We start from the raw sequence: 16,870 nt of genomic DNA on the forward strand, positions 1-16,870 counted from the left end.
ATGATTCCGGTTCGCCTCATGCGCGCTATGTCTCAAGCGCCGGCAATTCGCCGCCGGCTTTCAGCTCGAGGACGCCGCCTATGCCAGCCGCGCGTCGCCGCAATCCCTCGGCCATGGCGGCTGGGGGCGGCGCCCTCGATTTTGCCGATCCCGGCGCCGGTGTCGGATTCGGCTACGTCACCAACCGCATGCTGGGTTTCGACGACGTCGATCCACGCCGCAAGGTGTTGATTGATGCCGTTTACGACGCGCTCTGACGTTGGGAGCCGTTATGCGCGGATGTTCCACATGGCGTCCGGCACAACCACCAGCTTGCCGACGAAATCCTTGGCGATGAAGTCGGCCTGCGCCTTGTGGAAATCGGACAGTTTGTAGACACCGCCGACCAGCGGCCGGATTTTCTTCGCTTCGATGTATCCAACGATGCGGCGGAAGTCGGCGCGCGTCCCCTGGCTCGATCCGTGCAGTTGCAGCTGCTTGAGATACATGGTCCTGAGATCGAGCTGCACGACCGGACCGGCAATCGCGCCGGCGGTGGTGTAGCGGCCTTCGGGCCTCAGGATGCGCAAGAGGTCGTTGAAGATCGCGCCGCCGACGAGATCGGCGACCACATCGATCGGCTGGCCGCCAGTGGCTTCATTCACGGCGGCGGGAAGATCGGCAACCCCACGGGTAATAACCGCTTCGGCGCCGATGTCGCGCACCGCCTGCTCCTTGCCCTTGCCGACGACGGCGTAGGGAATGGCGCCGCGCGCCCGCGCCAGCTGCACGATGCCGGAACCGACGCCGCCCGAGGCGCCGGTGACCAGCACGCGTTCGCCGGCTTTCAGCCCGGCGCGCTCCAGCATCTGTTCGCCGGTGAGGTAGGCGCAGCAGAAGGTGGCGAGTTCGACGTCGCTCATGTCAGTATCGACGAAATGCGCATTCTCGCCCGGCACCGTCTGGTACTCGGCGTACCCGCCGTCGCGACCGTGGCCCATATAGTCAATGTCGGCGAGGGAATCGTCGTCGCGGTTGTAGATCGAAAAATCGACCATTACCCGTTCGCCGACACGGCCCGGGGAAACGCCTTCGCCGACGGCAGCGATGGTGCCGACCGTGTCGGTGCCCTGGATGCGCGGGAAGGTAAGCGTGTTGCCTTGCCGCCGCCACGTCGACACGGCGGCAGCGTCCTCCTCCGTGCCATAGGCGCCCTGGCGTACCCAGACATCGGTGTTGTTCATACCGCAAGCGCTGACCCTGACCAGCACCTCGCCGGCGGCAGGCACAGGCACTTTCACATCGGTGCGATAGACGAGCTTTTCCGGTCCGCCATGCCCGGTGAGCAGCACGGCGGCCATGGTGGCGGGGAGGGTCTTGGTCATGGCATTCATCGTCGATCTCAGAGGTTGGCAAACACGCTGTTGACGGCATCGGCGGTTTTCGAAACGACGATGTCGGCTTCCTCACGCGTCAGGCAGAGCGGCGGCGCGAAGCCAAGGATGTCGCCCTGCGGCATGGCGCGGCCGATGACACCGCTGGCGGCAAGTGCTGTCGCCACCTGCGGCCCGATCTTGAGCGAAGCATCGAAGAACACCCGGTCGTCCTTGTCGGCGACGAACTCGACCGCCGCCAGCATGCCGTCGCCGCGCACGTCGCCGACGTGTCTGTGGCCGCCAACAGCCTTGGTCAGTTCGGCGCGGAAATAAGCGCCGGTCTCACCGGCGTTTGTCACCAGGTCCATCTCGTCGACCAGTTCGAGATTGGCGACGCCGGCGGCGACGCAGATCGGATGCGCCGCATAGGTCCAGCCATGGCCGAGCGAACCGAGCTTGTCGGAGCCCTGCACCAGCACCTGCCACATCTTGTCGGCGACGATAACGCCCGACAGCGGCGCATAGGCCGAGGTCAAACCTTTGGCGATGGTGATCAGGTCCGGCTTGATGCCATAGTGGTCGGAGCCGAACATGGTGCCAAGACGGCCAAAGCCCGTCACCACCTCGTCGGCGACCAGCAGCACGTCATACTTCTTCAGCACCGCCTGGATCTTCTCCCAGTAGCCGGCCGGCGGCGGCACGATGCCGCCAGTACCGAGGATCGGCTCGCCGATGAAGGCGGCGACGGTTTCGGGACCTTCGGCCAGGATCATCTCTTCAAGCTTGTCGGCGCAATGCTGCGAGAACTGCTCCTCGCTCATCGAGCGGTCGGCGCGGCGGAAATAGTAGGGCGCTTCGGTGTGCAGGACCGGCGCGCGCGGCAGGTCGAAGGCGTTGTGGAACAGGTCGAGCCCGGTCAGTGATCCCGTCATCACGCCCGAGCCGTGATAGCCGCGCCAGCGCGAGATGATCTTCTTCTTCTCCGGCCGTCCCAGCACATTGTTGTAGTACCAGATCAGCTTGATGTTGGTCTCGTTGGCATCCGAACCCGAGAGGCCGAAATAGACCCTCGACATGCCCTTCGGCGCGCGGTCGATGATCATCTTGGCCAGTGTGATCGAAGCCTCGGTGCCGTGGCCGACATAGGCGTGGTAATAGGCGAGGTTTTTCGCCTGGGTGGCGATCGCGTCCGCGATCTTCTGGCGGCCATAGCCGACATTGACGCAATAGAGGCCGGCAAAGGCATCGATGCTCTTCCTGCCATTGTTGTCCCATACCGTGACGCCCTCGCCGCCGGCCATGATGCGGGTCGGCGATTCACCCCGCGCATGAGTGCCCATATGGGTCGAGGGATGGAAGAAGTGGTCGCGATCCCAGGCATTGAGTTCGTTGGATTGGTCGAGCATTTTTTGACTCCTTGAGAGATGGCCGGACGGACTATGTGACGTCCAGACAGAGGTACTTCAGATCGGTGAAAGCTTCGAGCCCGTGGCGCGAGCCTTCGCGGCCGATGCCGGATTGCTTGACGCCGCCGAAGGGGATCGGCGCGCCGGTGATCTTGACGCGGTTGATAGCGACCATGCCGTAGTCGAGCGCGCGGCCCAGGCGCTGCTGGCGGGCGCCGTTCTCGGTAACGACATAGGCGACCAGGCCATATTCTGTGGCGTTGGCACGGGCGATCACCTCGTCCTCACTGTCGAACGGCGTGACGGCGGCGACCGGCCCAAAGGTCTCCTCGCGCATGATCAGCGCTTCGTCGCTGACATCGGCCAGCAGCGTCGGCTGGTAGAACAGCGGCCCGGCCTGATGCCGCTTGCCGCCGGTGAGACAGCGCGCGCCACGAGCGATGGCATCGGCGACCTGCTCTTCGACCTTTGCGACGGCACGCTCATGCATCAGCGGCCCGATGTCGATCTTGTCGGTAAGGCCGTTGCCGGTGCGCAGCGCCTCGATACGCCTGGCAAAAGCGGCGCAGAAGCGATCGTAGATCGGGCGCTGGACATAGATGCGGTTGGCGGCGAGGCAGTCCTGGCCGGAGGTGGCGAATTTGGCATCGATGGCGATGCTCACCGCCTTGTCCAGATCGGTATCGGCAAAGACGATCAGCGGCGCGTGGCCCCCAAGCTCCATCACCAGCCGCTTCATCGTCGGCGCGCTTTGCGCCGCGATCAGCCGGCCGATCTCGGTCGAGCCGGTGAAGCTTATGGCGCGAACGCGCGGGTCCTCGCACATGCGACCGACAATGGTAGCAGCCTTGCCGGTGATGACATTGAAGACGCCGGCGGGCAGGCCGGCGCGCTCGCCGAGTTCAGCCAGCGCCAGCGCCGACAGCGGCGTCTCCGAGGATGGGTGTGCGACGATGGTGCAGCCGGCGGCGAGTGCGGCGGCCGCCTTGCGGGTCAGCATCGCCGCCGGAAAATTCCAGGGCGTGACGACGCCGACAACGCCGAGCGGCTCGCGCCGCACCATCATTTCGGCATTCGGCAGATGGCTGGTGACGCTCTCGGCGTTGAGGCGCTTTGCCTCTTCGGCATACCATTCGACGAAAGAGGCGGCATAGTCGATTTCGCCGAGCGATTCCTGCAGCGGCTTGCCTTGTTCCAAAGTCATCAGCAGGGCAAGGTCGTCTTTCGCCGCGATGATCAGCTCGAACCATTTTCGCAGAATTCTCGACCGCTCCTGCGGCAGCAGTGACCGCCAAGCCGGGAAGGCACGCGCGGCGGCACCGATTGCCCTTGTCGTTTGCTGCGCATCGAGCGCGGCGACAAACGCGACCGTCGCGCCTGTGGCCGGATCGGTGACTTCAAAGCTTTCGGCCGCTTCGCTCGCGGTCCAATGCCCATCGACATAGGCAAGCTCGCGCAGCAGCCGGCGGTCGGAGAGGCGGTCGAGCGCCTCATGGCGATGCGAGCGGGCAAAATGCGCGGACATGGTCGAGGCCTCCCGGTTCGGACGATGCGGGAAGACTATCCGTCACATGCAGACAGAGAGACTGTTTCGACGCCCTGAAGGAGAGAGACTCTCTCTATTGTGCCGTCCCGACAGACATTCTCTCCGGGCTTATGCCGACGCCGGCAGCAGGTCGGCTATCGGCAGCACGATTTCGTCCTTCACCGTCTTGGTGACGATGTAGGTGAAGTAGCGGTCGATGCCGATCTCGCGCTCCAGCAGGTCGTCGACCAGCCGCTGATAGGCGTCGATGTCGCGCGTCATCACCTTGACCACATAGTCGACGCCGCCGCCCACCGACCAGCAGGCGACGATTTCGGGGATGTCGCGGATGACGCGTTCGAAGCGGTCGAAATCGGCCTGGCGATGGCTGGCCAGCGTCACCTCCATCAACACGGTGGCGACCGGCGCCACCACGCGCATGGCGATCCTGGCGTGGTAGCCCGAGACGATGCCTGCCTTCTCCAGCTTGCGCAGCCGCATCCAGCACGGCGTCGGCGACAGCCCGACCTGTTCGGCCAGCGCCAGCTTGGTGATGCGCCCGTCGCGCTGGATGGCGTCGAGTATCCTGAGGTCGACCGCGTCGAGTTTCGATGTCATCGGCGTCCGCTTTTTGTCGGCATCACCATGACGGCGCATTATTTCGATTGTCAATTGCACTGATTTCGATCTCTATTAAGTCATGACATCATGGCAACCCGACCCTGCGCTCATCCGCCGGCCAGCCTATCAAACGCTGGCCGACCAGTTCGCCCGCGCCATTCATGACGGGCGGCTGGCCAACGGCGCGCGGCTTCCAACGCATCGAAGGCTGGCAGACGATTTAAAACTGTCGGTGCAGACGGTCAGCCGCGCCTACGAAGAACTGATCCGGCGCGGCCTGATTTCGGGCGAGATCGGCCGTGGCAGCTTTGTCCAGACGCAGCGCCGCGACCCGGAGCCGCCCTATCTGCCGGAGCGCCTCGGCGAGGTCATCGATCTGTCAATCCTGAAGCCGGTCTGCGAGCCGATGCATTTGGAGCGGCTGAAGCAGGCGCTGGGCTGGCTGGCCGAAAACCTGCCATCCAGTTCGGCGTTGTCGTTCCGGCCCAACATGGTGTTCCCGCGTCACCGCGCGGTGGCTGTCGAATGGCTGAAACTGTGTGGGCTCGACACCTCCGCACAGAATATCAGCCTGACCAATGGCGCGACCGCCGGGATGACCGTGGCGCTGATGAGCGTTGCGCCGCCGGGATCGACTGTCGCCACCGAGGCCATCGGCCACCACACGCTGGTGCCGCTGGCGCGCTATCTCGGCTTCAACCTGGAAGGCCTGCCGATCGACGGCAATGGCCTGATCCCGGAGGCGTTGGACGAGGTCTGCCGGCTCACCGACATTCGCGCGGTATTCGTGCAACCGTCGGTGATCAACCCGACGGCGACGCTGATGGACGCTCGGCGGCGCGAAGAGATCGCCGCGGTCGCGCGCAAGCACGACATCGCCATCATCGAGAACGATGTGCTGGGTCCGCTGATCGAGGACCGGCCGCCGCCGGTCGCCGCCTTTGCGCCGGAGCGCACGCTCTACGTCACTTCCTTCACCAAGATCACCGTACCTGGCCTGCGCATCGGCTATCTCGCGGCGCCCGACCGCTATGTCGCCGCCGTTGCCAACCGGCATCTGGTGTCGAACTGGATGGCGACGCCGCTGGTGGCCGAGATCGCCACCAAATGGGTGACCGACGGCACGGCGATGGAACTCGTTCGCTGGCAGCGCGCGGCATTGCGCCGCCGCCAGGACATCGCAGCCGAGGTGCTGGGCGGGGTTGGTTATCGCGCCAGGCGCGACGGGCTGCATGTCTGGTTGCAACTGCCCGCGGACCGTGCCGAGGAAAGCTTCGTCGCCCAGGCCCGCCTGCAAGGCGTGGCGATCGCGCCCGGCACCTCCTTCCGCATCTCGGATGCGCCCTGGCATCCGGCGGTGCGCATCTCGCTCGGCTCGACCACCGAGGGGGAACTGCGCGCCGGCCTCGGCGTTGTCACCAAGTTGCTGCTTGGCGATCCGGAGCATCTGCTGCTCGCAATCTAAGCGGGAATTGCTCTGGAATCATGCAGTGCCGGAAATATTGTCATGATTTTATTTTCCCAATTGACATGATTTGGCGCGTTCCGCATCGTTAAGGGCACAGGCTTCTCCAGCAGGGGAAATTCATTTGTCCTCACCCATCATCAAGGTCGACGCCATTTCGAAGAGCTTCGGCTCGTTCAAGGTACTGGACGGCCTGTCGATGCAGGTCATGCCCGGCGAGAAGCTGGCGCTGATCGGCCCGTCCGGCTCGGGCAAGACGACGATCCTGCGAATCCTGATGACGCTGGAGAAGATCGACGGCGGCCATATCCAGATCGATGGCGAGCAGCTCTATCACATGGAGCGCAACGGCCAGCTGCTGCCCGCCGACGAGCGGCACCTGACCAAGATGCGGCAGAAGATCGGCATGGTCTTCCAGCTGTTCAATCTGTTTCCGCACAAATGCGTCATGGATAACGTCACGCTGGCGCCGATGCTGACCAAGGGCACGCCTCGCGCCGCCGCTGAAAAGCGGGCCATGGAACTGCTCGACATGGTCGGCATGGCCGACAAGGCGAAGTCGATGCCGGCGCAGCTGTCCGGCGGCCAGAAGCAGCGCGTGGCGATTGCCCGTGCGCTGGCATTGTCGCCGAAGATCATGCTGTTCGACGAGGTGACGTCGGCCCTCGATCCGGAGCTGGTCGAGGAGGTGATGAATGTCATGCGCAAGCTCGCCGCAGAGACCGACATGACCATGCTGCTGGTCACCCACGAGATGGGCTTTGCCCACGACTTCGCCGACCGCGTGCTGTTCTTCGACCGCGGCAAGATCGTCGAAGAGGGCAAACCAGACGAGATTTTCCGCCATCCAAAGCAGGAGCGCACGCAAGGCTTCCTGAAGAAGATCATCGCAGCCGGACATCGTGTCTGACCGCTTTGCGGGGCGGAAGACCGCCCCAGACAAAACCAAGAAGACAACAAGGAGTTGGGAACAATGAAGAAACTTGGCATTCTGGCCGGCGTCGCCGGTCTCGCACTGACGGCGGTGCTCGCCGCGTCGAGCACCGGTTCGGCCGATGACAGCAAGCTCGAGCAATTGAAGGCGCAGGGCTTTGCCCGCGTCGCGATCGCCAACGAGCCGCCCTATACGGCGGTCGCCGCCGACGGCAAAGTTTCGGGTGCGGCGCCCGACGTGGCGCGCGAGGTCTTCAAGCGTCTCGGTGTTGCCGACATCGTCGCTTCGATCTCCGAATATGGCGCGATGATCCCCGGCCTGCAGGCCGGCCGCTTCGACGTCGTCACCGCCGGCCTGTTCATGAAGCCGGAGCGTTGCGCGGCGGTCGTCTATTCCGAGCCGGTGCTGTGCGACGCCGAGGCGATGCTGGTGAAGAAGGGCAATCCGAAGGGCTTCAAGAGCTACGAGGACGTCGCCAAGGACACGTCAGCCACCATCGGCGCGCCCGGTGGCGGCACCGAGGAGAAGCTGGCGCTCAACGCCGGCGTGCCGCGCGAGCGCGTCATCGTCGTGCCGGACGGCCAGAGCGGCCTGAAGATGCTGCAGGACGGCCGCATCGACGCCTATTCGCTGCCCGTCCTGTCGATCAACGACCTCGTCAAGAAAGCCAACGATCCGAACCTCGAAGTCATCGCCCCGGTGGTCGGCGCGCCGGTCTATTGCGACGGCGCCGCCTTCAAGAAAGGCGATGAGGCCCTGCGCGACGCCTTCGATGTCGAGCTCGCCAAGCTGAAGAAATCCGGCGAGTTCGCCAAGATCATCGAGCCCTACGGCTTCTCGGCCGCAGCCGCGATGTCGACCACGCGGGACAAGCTCTGCGCGGCGAAATAGCGCCGTTTTGCCTTCTCCCTGTTCACGGGGAGAAGGTGGCCCGAAGGGCCGGATGAGGGGCGGCGCCAGGTTCTGGAATTTAGCGCTGCCCCTCATCTGCCTGCCCGTCCTCCGCAGCAGCTGCGCTGCAGCTTCGGAGGGTGGACTGGCATCTTCTCTCCGTGAACGGGGAGAAGGAAGCTAACCGCCAACGTTGGAACCCGAATGACCCAGTGGTCCGGCTACCTCGGCCTGATATTGCAGGGAGCGCTTGTCACCATCGAGCTGACGCTGATGGGGTCGGTGCTCGCCCTGATCATGGCCTTCCTCGCCGGCATGGGCCGCGTGTCGCGCTTCTTTGCTCTGCGCTGGCTGGCAACCGTCTATATAGAATTCTTCCGCGGCACCTCGATCTTCGTGCAGCTGTTCTTTGCCTATTTCGTGTTGCCGTTGATCGGCCTCGAACTGACCCCGCTGCAGGCGGGTGTGCTGGCGCTGGGCCTCAATGTCGGCGCCTATGCGGCCGAGGTGGTACGCGGCGCCATCCAGTCGGTCGGCCGCGAACAATATGAGGCCTGCATCGCGCTCAACCTCGGCCGCTGGCAAGGCATGCGCCATGTCATCCTGCCGCAGGCGCTGCTGATCATGCTGCCGACCTTCGGCAACAATGCCATCGAACTGCTCAAGGCGACCTCCGTGGTGTCGCTGATCTCGCTCGCCGATCTCACCTTTCAGGCGCAGGTCGTGCGCTCGCAGACCGGTAACACGCTGGCGCCGTTCACCACCATCCTGATCATCTATTTCGCCCTGGCGCTGATCATCTCCTGGGGCGTGCGTTCATTGGAACGCCGCATGGCGCGCGGCCTCGACGGGGTGCGCGTCTGATGGATTGGGACTGGAACTTCGTCTGGGAGATCCTGCCGACGCTGATCCAGGGCGTGAAGATCACCATCCTGGCAACGCTGCTCGGCTCCGTGCTGGCCGCTGTCGTGGGTCTGGGCATCGCGCTAGCACGACGCTCGCCCAACAAGGCGCTGTCGCGCACCGTTGGTTGGGCGGCCGAATTCATCCGCGGCACGCCGCTTCTGGTGCAGCTCTATTTCATCTTCTACGTGCTGCCGGATTTCGGCATCCTGTTGCCGCCGCTGGTCGCCGGCGTTATCGGGCTCGGCCTGCACTACGGCACCTACACGGCGGAAGTCTATCGCGCCGGCATCGACAACGTGCCGCGCGGCCAGTGGGAGGCGGCCAAGGCCTGCAATCTGAGCGCCACGCAGACCTGGACCAACATCATCATTCCGCAAGCGATCCCACCGATGATCCCGGCGCTGGCCAATTATTTCATCGCGATGTTCAAGGAGACACCGCTGCTATCGGCAATCACCGTGCTGGAGCTGATGAACCAGGCAAAGAGCGTCGCCAACACCTACTATCGCTACATTGAGCCGATCACGCTGGTCGGCGCTTTCTTCCTCGTCATCAGCCTCTTCTCGGTCGTGCTGCTGCGCTGGCTGGAACATCGCTACGGCAAGATCGAAAGGTAATTCTCAAGATGAAACCGCTGCCCGAAATCAGGCTGATGCCGACAAGGCCGGCGCTCGATGCGCGCCCGCTGGAAAAGCGCGTCGGCCTGATCATCCTTGCCACCGACCACACCAGCGAACCGGATTTCCGCCGCATGGTGGCGAGCGAGCGCATCGGCGTCTATGTCGCGCGCATTCCCTACAAGAATCCGACGACGCCGGAAAACCTTCGCAAGATGCAGCCGGAGCTGGCGGCGGGCGCCGCGCTGATCCTGCCAGACGAGCCGCTCGACGCGATCTGCTACTCCTGCACCTCGGCCTCGGTGGTGATTGGCGACGCCGAGATCGAGGCGGCGATCCAGTCTGCCAAGCCGGGTGTTCCTGTGGTCACGCCGCCCATGGCAGGCGTGCGCGGGCTGAAGGCGCTGGGTGCCAAGAAGATCAGCATCCTCACCCCTTACACCGTAGAAACCTCCAGACCGATGGCGACGTATTTCGCCGAGCGCGGCTTTGAGATCGTCAGCTTCACCTGCCTCGGCTTCGAGGACGATCGCGAGATGGCGCGCATTGCGCCGGCAGCGATCGCCGACCTGGCTCGTGAGGCGACGAATGCGCAGGCCGATGCACTGTTCGTGTCCTGCACCGCATTGCGCGGAGCGCTCGCGGTTCCCGGGATGGAACAGGCGATCGACCGCCCGGTCGTCACCAGCAATCAGGCCAGCGCCTGGAATTGTTTGCGGTTGTGTGGCGACGGGACGTCGCATCCCGAATTTGGCCGTCTGATGACGCTGCCTTTGCCGCGCGATTGACGATCATGACGACAGTCACCCTTAACGATATTCGTGCCGCCCGGGAGCGAATTGCCGGCAAAATCGAACGCACGCCGACAGGGTTATCTCACAGCCTTTCCGAACGACTGGGCATCCCCGTCCACCTCAAGCTTGAACACCGCCAGACCACCGGCAGCTTCAAGCTGCGCGGCGCCTCGAATGCCATTGCTTCGCTGAGCGCCGAGGAGAAGGCGCGCGGCGTGGTCGCGGCGTCGACCGGCAATCATGGCCGTGCGTTGGCCCATGCCGCGAAGCTGGAAGGCATGCGCGCGGTGATCTGCATGTCGCGACTGGTGCCGGGCAACAAGCTCGACGAAATCCGTCGGCTTGGCGCGGATGTCCGCATCATCGGCAACAGTCAGGACGAGGCGCAGCAGGAGGTCGAACGGCTGGTGGCGCAGGAGGGACTGGTGATGCTGCCGCCCTTCGACCACCCGGCCATCATCGCCGGGCAAGGCACGCTCGGACTGGAGATGATCGAGCAGGTCCCGGACGCCGCTCTCGTCCTGGTGCAACTCTCAGGTGGTGGACTCGCCTCGGGCATCGCCGCCGCCGTCAAGGGCGTCAGCCCCGGGACAAAAATCATCGGCGTTTCGATGGCGCGTGGTGCTGCGATGAAGGCGAGCCTAGATGCCGGTCGCCCGGTCGAGGTGGAAGAACTGCCGACGCTGGCGGATTCGCTCGGCGGCGGCATCGGTCTCGACAACCGGCTGACCTTCGCCATGTGCCGCGATCTGCTCGACGACGTCATCCTGCTCAGCGAGGACGAGATCGCCGCCGGCATCCGCCATGCCTATGAACAGGAGCGCGAGATCGTCGAAGGCGCCGGCGCGGTCGGCATCGCCGCGCTGCTTGCCGGGAAGGTCAAGGCGACCGGGCCGGTGGTCGTTCTTCTCTCGGGCCGCAATATCGACATGAACACGCATCGCAAGATCGTCTGCGGTGACGCAATCGCGGAGCGCGCGGCATGAAAACTCTCCCACGCCGAATTCCCGCCCACCCCCCTCTGTCCTGCCGGACATCTCCCCCGCAAGGGGGGAGATCGGCAGCTTCGATGCGGTCGCTGTTCTTGCTGCGCTGGAGATTGGCGAAGGCAGGAGTGCAGTCCAATCTCCCCCCTTGCGGGGGAGATGGCCGGCAGGCCAGAGGGGGGTGTGACGGAACACTATCCTTCGTGGTGCGCGCTAGTACGGAGCGCGACACATGAGTCCGATGACCATCCTCACCGAGAAGGAACTGCGCACAATCGTGCCGCTCGATCTCGACGCGGTCGCCTGCGTCGAAAACGCTTTCCGCGCGCTCGCCACATTGCCGGTGGCGATGCCGCCGATCCTGCGGTTGGACATTCACGAGCAGCGCGGCGAGGTCGATGTGAAGTCGGCCTATGTGCCTGGAATAGACGGTTTCGCCGTTAAGATAAGCTCCGGCTTCTTCGACAATCCGAAGCTCGGTCTGCCCAGCGGGGGCGGCATGATGGTGTTGCTCTCGGCAAGAACCGGTGTGGTCGACGCGCTGCTGCTGGACAATGGCTATCTCACAGATGTCCGCACCGCTGCTGCCGGCGCCGTCGCGGCGAAGCATCTGTCGCGGCCGGATTCGTCCGTCGCCGCAATCTTCGGCGCCGGCGTGCAAGCCGGGCTGCAACTCGAAGCGCTCATGTTGGTGCGGACGATCGCCGAGGCACGTATCTGGGCGCGCGATGCGGTCAAGGCGGAGACGGCCGCAGGCGCGCTGCGCGAAAAGCTCGGCATTCTCGTGCGCGCCGAGCCGGATGCAGCCAAAGCAACCATCGGCGCCGACATCATCGTCACCACCACGCCGTCGACCGAGCCGCTGATCAAGGCCGGCTTTGTCGTTGCCGGGCAGCACATCACCGCTATGGGCTCGGATGCCGAACACAAGAACGAGATCGCGACGGCGATCCTGCGCATGGCCGATCTCTATGTCGCCGACAGCGCCAAGCAGACACGGCGTCTGGGAGAACTGCATCACGCCATCGCATCGGGCGTGATGGGAGCCGATGCCGCGGTCACCGAACTCGGCCAGATCATCGCCGGCGAACGGCACGGAAGGCGCTCACCCAGCGACATCACCATCGCCGACCTCACCGGCACCGGCGTGCAGGATACGGCGATCGCCACGCTCGCTCGCAACCGGGCGCGGGCGGCCAATGCCGGAACCATTTTTGAAAGCTGATGCTGGCCAAAGCGTGATCCGGAAGTGGAACCCGGTTTTTCCCAGAGATCACGTTCAAACAAGAACGACGAGCCTGTTTCCAACAAAGTTGAAACAGGCTCCAGGCCCAACAAACGAGGACCAAGAACAATGCAGCCGAACCTAAAATTCTCGCGTGGCGAATTTGCGGATCGCCTCGCCAAGACGAGAAAAGCCATGGAGGGGAAAGGCGTCGATCTGCTTGTTATCAGCGACCCATCCAACATGGCCTGGCTGACCGGCTATGATGGCTGGTCGTTCTATGTGCATCAGGCGGTGATCGTGCCACCATCGGGCGAGCCGGTCTGGTACGGTCGCGGCCAGGATGCCAATGGCGCCAAGCGCACCGCCTATCTCGCGCATGACAACATCGTCGGCTATGCCGACCACTACGTGCAGTCGACCGAGCGCCACCCGATGGATTTTTTGGCCAGAGTGCTCAGTGATCGCGGCTGGGGCAAGCTGACCATCGGCGTCGAGATGGACAATTACTGGTTCTCGGCTGCCGCCTTCGCCGCGTTGCAGAAGCACCTGCCCAACGCCCGCTTCGTCGACGCGACAGCGCTGGTCAACTGGCAGCGCGCCGTGAAGAGTTCAACCGAGATCGACTATATGCGCAAGGCGGCTCGGATCGTCGAAGCCATGCACCAGCGCATCGTCGACAAGATCGAAGTAGGCATGCGCAAATGCGATCTGGTCGCCGAGATCTACGATGCCGGCACGCGCGGTGTCGATGGCATCGGCGGCGACTATCCGGCGATCGTGCCGCTGCTGCCGTCGGGCGCCGACGCCTCGGCGCCGCATCTCACCTGGGACGACCAGCCGATGAAGTCGGGCGAGGGCACCTTCTTCGAGATCGCCGGCTGCTACAACCGCTACCATTGCCCGCTGTCGCGCACCGTCTTTCTCGGCAAGCCGACACAGGAATTCCTCGATGCCGAGAAGGCGACACTGGAAGGCATGGAGGCGGGGCTGGCGGCGGCAAAGCCCGGCAATGCCTGTGAGGACATCGCCAACGCCTTTTTCGCCGTGTTGAAGAAATATGGCATCGTCAAGGACAACCGCACCGGCTATTCCATCGGTCTCTCCTATCCGCCGGATTGGGGCGAACGCACCATGAGCCTGCGCCCCGGCGACCGCACCGAACTCAAGCCTGGCATGACCTTCCATTTCATGACCGGTCTCTGGCTGGAGACCATGGGACTGGAAATCACCGAATCCATCCTGATCACCGAAACCAGTGTAGAGTGCCTCGCCAATGTACCGCGCAAACTGGTGGTGAAGAATTGAGCCCGATGCCTAGCCTTCGCCCATCCCCGATCGCCCCGACCGTCGATTTCGACAAGGACGGCGTGCAACATGGTTTCCTGCGCCTGCCCTACAGCCGCAACGACTCGGCGTGGGGCTCGGTGATGATCCCGATCTGCGTCATCCGCAACGGCAAGGGGCCGACTGCCCTGCTCACCGGCGGCAATCATGGCGACGAGTATGAGGGGCCGCTGGCGCTCTACGATCTCGCCCGCACGCTCGATCCCAAACAGGTCAGCGGCACGGTGATCATCGTGCCGGCGATGAACTATCCGGCCTTTCGCGCCGGCACCCGGACATCGCCGATCGACAAGGGCAATATGAACCGCAGCTTTCCCGGCCGTCCCGACGGCAGGGTGACGGAAAAGATCGCCGACTATTTCCAGCGCGAATTGCTGCCCCGCGCCGACCTCGTCTTCGACTTCCACTCCGGTGGCAAGACACTGGATTTCGTGCCCTTCTGTGCCGCCCACACGGTGCCCGACAAGGTGCTGGAGCAGAAAGCCTTCGATGCGGTCGCGGCGTTCTCTGCCCCGTTCTCGATGCGCATGATCGAGATCGACTCCGTCGGCATGTACGACACGGCGGCGGAGGAAATGGGCAAGGTCTTCGTCAGCACCGAGCTTGGCGGCGGCGGCACCTCGCGCGCACAGACTGTGCGGATCGCGCGGCGCGGCATCAGCAATGTGCTGCGCCATGCCGGCATTGTTGATGGTGCGGTCGAGAAGGGCAGAACTCAGTGGCTCGACATGCCGTCAGGCGATTGTTTCTCCTTCGCCGAGGAGGACGGCATGATCGAAACCATGGTCGATCTCGGCGAGCCTGTGAAAGAAGGCTCGGTGCTGGCGCGCATCCATTCCACCGGCCGCACCGGCATCGCTCCGCAGGAAATCCGGGCAAAAATGTCCGGCATTCTGGCGGCGCGGCATTTCCCCGGCCTGGTCAAAGCCGGTGACTGCGCCGCCGTCCTGGCCGTTGTGGTTTCATCGTGATTCGCAGAGTACGCCGCGCGAATATCAGTCGGTCTGGATCCAGACCGACTTGGTCTCCAGATACTCGTGCAGATGCTCGATGCCGCCCTCGCGGCCATAACCCGACATCTTCGTGCCGCCGAACGGCACCGCCGGGTCGATGGCATGGTACATGTTGACCCAGACCGAGCCGGCCTTGACGCGGCGCGCAAGCTTGTGCGCGGTGCCCAGATGTGTTGTGAAGATGCCGGCGGCCAGGCCATAGGGCGTCGCATTGGCACGCGCCACCGCTTCGTCGAGCGAGTCGAAGGGCATCGCCGAAATGACCGGGCCGAAAATCTCCTCGCGCGCGATGGTCATCTGGTCCGACACGGCGCCGAAGACCGTCGGCGCAATGAAGTTGCCGCCATCGTAGAGCTCGCCGGTCAGCCGCGAGCCGCCGGCGACCAGTTCGGCGCCTTCGTCGCTGCCGGCCCTGATATAGCCCTCCACCTTGGCTGCCTGCTTGGCATTGATGAGCGGTCCGATTTCCGTCTCTGCCTCGATGCCATGGCCGATCCGCAGTCTGCCGGCGAAATCGGCGAGCCGGCGGACGAACTCGTCATGGATTTCGCGCGCCACGAACAGCCGCGAGCCTGCAATGCAGATCTGGCCCGAATGCACGAACACCGCCATCGCCGCGATCGGAACAGCCTTGTCGATGTCGGCGTCGCGGCAGACGATGATCGGCGACTTGCCGCCGAGTTCCAGCGAAACGCGCTTGAGGTTGGCCACGGCTGCCCGCGCAATGGCCTGGCCGGTCAGCGTCGATCCGGTGAAAACGATCTTGTTGACGTCTGGATGTTCGGCGAGCCGCGCACCGGCTTCGGCCCCGGTGCCGGTGACGACGTTGACGACGCCGTCGGGCACGCCGGCTTCCTGCATCAGTTGCGCGATCAGCAGCGGCGTCAGCGACGCATCCTCGGACGGTTTCAGCACGATGGTGCAGCCCGTCGCCAGCGCCGGCGCGATCTTCCAGATCGAGGCGGCGGTCGGCGCGTTCCAGGGAATGATCGCACCAACGACGCCCACCGGCTCGCGCCGGGTGAAGGTGACGATCTCGCCGGGAATCGAATTGTCGATCGTCTCGCCATGCAGCGCCGTCGCCATGCCGGCATAGAAGCGCAGCATGCCGATGACGCGGCGCCGGTTAGCGAGCGTGCGCGTGATCGGCAGCCCCATATCCAGCGTGTCGGAAACGCTGAGCTCTTCCCAATGCGTCTCGAAGAGATCGGCGATCCTGAGCAGCACGCACTGCCGCTCGTAGGGCGAGAATTTGGACCATGGGCCTTCGAAGGCCGCGCGCGCGGCGGCCACCGCCGAGTCGATATCGGCAGCCCCGCCGCGCGGCACTGTCGCCAGCACCTCGCCTGTTGCCGGATTGAGTGCCTGCATGCCGTGGCCGGACTGCGCCGCGACCCACTTGCCGCCAATGAACATCGGTCGGAATTCGCCATGGTACAACGCCGTGGCCTTCGCCTTCGGGTCGAAGTTCAGCGTCATCTTTTCCTCCTCGCAATTCCGTGGCGACTATTACTCCCGCCGCCAACCTCAAACAAGGAAAGCTAAAGGGCGCTCAGATAATCAGGTTGTGCGCGTGACTTCCGATCACGCGAGCAACAAGAAACAGACAGCCGCTAGAGCATGATCCCGAAAAGTGGGAACCGGCTTTCGGAAAAGATCGTGCTTCGACAAATGGCATCTAGAAAAATCATCGCGAGTTGTCGGAGCGCGTCGCTAAAAGCTCAATGAGGCAAGCCGATCATTGCCCACGGCGACCGTGATGCCGGCATTGCAGACGAGAGCGCA

At 64.0% G+C, this 16,870-nt stretch carries 16 protein-coding genes; 11 read left to right on the plus strand and 5 right to left on the minus strand.

Annotation, left to right across the window (positions count from 1 at the left end):
* Positions 1-80: 80 nt before the first annotated feature.
* A complete protein-coding gene (locus tag NKJ58_RS20915; RefSeq protein WP_023692240.1) occupies positions 81-257 on the plus strand; it encodes a hypothetical protein in 177 nt (58 codons plus the stop codon).
* 12 nt (positions 258-269) lie between these two features.
* Here NKJ58_RS20915 and NKJ58_RS20920 read toward each other — a convergent pair whose 3' ends face one another.
* The 4 genes from NKJ58_RS20920 to NKJ58_RS20935 form a co-directional block, all read right to left on the minus strand.
* The gene (locus NKJ58_RS20920) at positions 270-1,373 is read right to left on the minus strand and encodes an alcohol dehydrogenase family protein (protein WP_023695232.1); all 1,104 of its coding nucleotides are present in this window, start codon (positions 1,371-1,373) and stop codon (positions 270-272) included.
* Positions 1,374-1,381: 8 nt separating this feature from the next.
* Positions 1,382-2,761, minus strand: a complete 1,380-nt coding sequence (locus NKJ58_RS20925; protein WP_023695233.1) for an aspartate aminotransferase family protein — start codon at positions 2,759-2,761, stop codon at positions 1,382-1,384.
* A gap of 31 nt (positions 2,762-2,792) precedes the next feature.
* Positions 2,793-4,286, minus strand: coding sequence for an NAD-dependent succinate-semialdehyde dehydrogenase (locus NKJ58_RS20930; protein ID WP_023695234.1), 1,494 nt, complete (start codon positions 4,284-4,286; stop codon positions 2,793-2,795).
* Between the two features lie 129 nt (positions 4,287-4,415).
* Entirely contained in the window at positions 4,416-4,904 is a 489-nt protein-coding gene (locus NKJ58_RS20935) for an Lrp/AsnC family transcriptional regulator (RefSeq protein WP_023686966.1), read from the minus strand.
* Positions 4,905-4,986: 82 nt separating this feature from the next.
* Here NKJ58_RS20935 and ehuR point away from each other — a divergent pair, with 82 nt between their 5' ends.
* The 10 genes from ehuR (at position 4,987) to doeB (ending at position 15,043) form a co-directional block, all read left to right on the plus strand.
* A complete protein-coding gene (gene ehuR, locus NKJ58_RS20940; RefSeq protein ID WP_023682676.1) occupies positions 4,987-6,372 on the plus strand; it encodes a MocR-like ectoine utilization transcription factor EhuR in 1,386 nt (461 codons plus the stop codon).
* A 124-nt stretch (positions 6,373-6,496) separates the two neighbouring features.
* Positions 6,497-7,282, plus strand: a complete 786-nt coding sequence (gene ehuA / locus NKJ58_RS20945; RefSeq protein ID WP_023682675.1) for an ectoine/hydroxyectoine ABC transporter ATP-binding protein EhuA — start codon at positions 6,497-6,499, stop codon at positions 7,280-7,282.
* A 63-nt stretch (positions 7,283-7,345) separates the two neighbouring features.
* Complete coding sequence (ehuB, locus tag NKJ58_RS20950) at positions 7,346-8,197, plus strand: ectoine/hydroxyectoine ABC transporter substrate-binding protein EhuB (protein WP_023682674.1); 852 nt, start codon at positions 7,346-7,348, stop codon at positions 8,195-8,197.
* 204 nt (positions 8,198-8,401) lie between these two features.
* Positions 8,402-9,061 (plus strand): ectoine/hydroxyectoine ABC transporter permease subunit EhuC, encoded by a 660-nt coding sequence (gene ehuC / locus NKJ58_RS20955; protein WP_023682673.1) that lies wholly within the window; start codon positions 8,402-8,404, stop codon positions 9,059-9,061.
* Complete coding sequence (ehuD, locus tag NKJ58_RS20960) at positions 9,061-9,720, plus strand: ectoine/hydroxyectoine ABC transporter permease subunit EhuD (protein ID WP_023709687.1); 660 nt, start codon at positions 9,061-9,063, stop codon at positions 9,718-9,720. Before ehuC ends, ehuD begins: the two co-directional genes overlap by 1 nt.
* An 8-nt stretch (positions 9,721-9,728) precedes the next feature.
* Entirely contained in the window at positions 9,729-10,508 is a 780-nt protein-coding gene (gene eutA, locus NKJ58_RS20965; protein WP_023682672.1) for an ectoine utilization protein EutA, read from the plus strand.
* Positions 10,509-10,513: 5 nt separating this feature from the next.
* Positions 10,514-11,500 carry a hydroxyectoine utilization dehydratase EutB gene (gene eutB, locus NKJ58_RS20970; RefSeq protein ID WP_023732232.1) on the plus strand — a complete coding sequence of 329 codons (987 nt, stop codon included), beginning with the start codon at positions 10,514-10,516 and terminating at the stop codon, positions 11,498-11,500.
* A gap of 232 nt (positions 11,501-11,732) precedes the next feature.
* A complete protein-coding gene (locus tag NKJ58_RS20975; RefSeq protein WP_352519168.1) occupies positions 11,733-12,725 on the plus strand; it encodes a cyclodeaminase in 993 nt (330 codons plus the stop codon).
* 129 nt (positions 12,726-12,854) lie between these two features.
* The gene (doeA, locus tag NKJ58_RS20980; protein WP_023682667.1) at positions 12,855-14,033 is read left to right on the plus strand and encodes an ectoine hydrolase DoeA; all 1,179 of its coding nucleotides are present in this window, start codon (positions 12,855-12,857) and stop codon (positions 14,031-14,033) included.
* A gap of 5 nt (positions 14,034-14,038) precedes the next feature.
* Positions 14,039-15,043 (plus strand): N(2)-acetyl-L-2,4-diaminobutanoate deacetylase DoeB, encoded by a 1,005-nt coding sequence (gene doeB, locus NKJ58_RS20985; RefSeq protein ID WP_352519169.1) that lies wholly within the window; start codon positions 14,039-14,041, stop codon positions 15,041-15,043.
* Between the two features lie 24 nt (positions 15,044-15,067).
* On the opposite strand, the gene NKJ58_RS20990 is transcribed toward doeB, so the two are convergent.
* Positions 15,068-16,564: an aldehyde dehydrogenase family protein gene (locus tag NKJ58_RS20990; RefSeq protein WP_023682665.1), complete on the minus strand. Its 1,497-nt coding sequence runs from the start codon at positions 16,562-16,564 to the stop codon at positions 15,068-15,070.
* Between the last annotated feature and the right edge of the window lie 306 nt (positions 16,565-16,870).

It is taken from the genome of Mesorhizobium sp. M0139 (assembly GCF_040322455.1).
Lineage (GTDB): Bacteria > Pseudomonadota > Alphaproteobacteria > Rhizobiales > Rhizobiaceae > Mesorhizobium.